Raw genomic sequence first — 1,534 nt, 5'->3', positions numbered from 1 at the left:
CTTGCAGTTACCCACAAGTATCCGCCGGGGGCGTTGCGAGGCGGGCACCTTCGACGAGGTCGGCGAGGCGGGAGAAGCCCCGCCATATCACTGTCGTACCCGGTGGAGCATCTGACGCGCGGTCGAGATATCCCCCAAGCCTTGCAACAGCCCTGACGTAGAATTCGAGGTCACGCTGTGCCTGGCGCTTCCTCTCGGGGGTCGCCTGGTCGAGCAACTGGCGCTCGTCCTGCGTGAACACGGCAGCGGGGTCGGCCCCTGGCGCCTCGCGGCTGAGCATCGCCAGCCATGACACTCTCCAGGCCACGACACAGCACAGCGCGATGCAGTTGGCCAAGCGTTCAGCTGTGACCAGGCGCAACTCCTCGATCCGGCAGCCGGTTTTCAGCGTCCGGAAGAAAGTCTCGATTTTCCAGCGCAGCGCGTACCATTCGAGTTTGTGTACTGCCTCCATGTGGGTCGCCACCGGCAGGTTCGTGATCAGCTTCCAGTGGACAGGCGCCCGGTCCTGCGGCGGGTCGAGTTCCTCGGCATGGATGATCTGGAGCTCTTGGTGCCGGTATTTCCGCTGCTTTCCGATCGGCGGGCGAACCGTCATCGTGGCATGCCGGACGGTAAGCACGGCGCAGTGGTCCTTGCCTTGGGCGTCCCGGAACCGCACCTCGTGGGTGCCGCTCGCTTGCACCTGTGCCATGACCTTGGCGATGGTCGTGTCGCCATCCTCCGCCAGGCGGTCGACGCAGCTCCGGACGAGGAAGCCGGTCCCAAGGTCTTCGGCCAGGCAGTAGAGCTCGTAGATGTCGCTCTCGCGGTCGCCGACATGAACGCAGCGCTCCGGCACACCCGCCAACTCGGTCGACAGGCGCAGATTGTCGAGCCAGCGCATGCTTTCCTTCTGCTCGATGGGTACGCGGGTCGGGTTGATCTTGCGCTTGAGCGCAGCGGTGCCCTTGAATGCGGCGCGGGACCAGAACTTGGCTGCCGTCAGCCCGAGCGGCAACCCGTCCGGCGTGATCGCAAGGCTCGCATGCATCTGGAACCCGCAGATGACGTGCTTTCTGCGGCGGCCGTCCTTCAGCTTGTGCCCGGTCGAGACATGGGTGAAGCCGATTTTCTCCGGCGCCGCGCGCTTGAAGTTGAATTCCGTGGTGTCCTGCAGGATCAGCACGGGACCACCTGTTGCCCGGATGCGCAGGGCGGAGGCCGCGAAATGCCCCTTGAGGATCTTGTCTTCGCTGACATTCCCATTGGAAAAGAACCGGTAGGCCGCCTTGGTGTTCGACCAGTCCTGGAACGCCGTCGGCAGCGATTTGCCCGGCCGCTCCCCGAGCGCCCCAAGCATAGCACCGAGCCGACGGTTCAGCCGCTCATCCCCCAAATCGCATCCGGCGATTTCCGTTTCCACCCAGCTCTGTCCCATGCCCGCACCTCACGCATTCGGTGCCACCTGACGAATCATGACTACAGGGGCGTCGCCAAGACCAAGGCTGGCAGGTGATTCAATTCACCGCACCAACTTGTGGGTAACTGCAAG

At 64.0% G+C, this 1,534-nt stretch carries 1 protein-coding gene; it reads right to left on the bottom strand.

Annotated elements, in window-relative coordinates; translation table 11 throughout:
* Positions 1–7: 7 nt before the first annotated feature.
* Positions 8–1,420 carry an IS4 family transposase gene (locus C5F46_RS16065; protein ID WP_107326297.1) on the bottom strand — a complete coding sequence of 471 codons (1,413 nt, stop codon included), beginning with the start codon at positions 1,418–1,420 and terminating at the stop codon, positions 8–10.
* Positions 1,421–1,534: the final 114 nt, after the last annotated feature.

Origin of the sequence: Phaeovulum veldkampii DSM 11550, from assembly GCF_003034995.1 — a bacterium.
Taxonomy (GTDB): Bacteria; Pseudomonadota; Alphaproteobacteria; order Rhodobacterales; family Rhodobacteraceae; genus Phaeovulum; species Phaeovulum veldkampii.
The sequence above is the reverse complement of the archived record's forward strand: the minus strand, read 5'-3'. Positions and strand labels throughout refer to the sequence as shown.

Bases quoted from the DNA above. Each gene is read 5' to 3' on its own strand.
- C5F46_RS16065 (WP_107326297.1), bottom strand. From the start codon at position 1,420: ATGGGACAGAGCTGGGTGGAAACGGAAATCGCCGGATGCGATTTGGGG.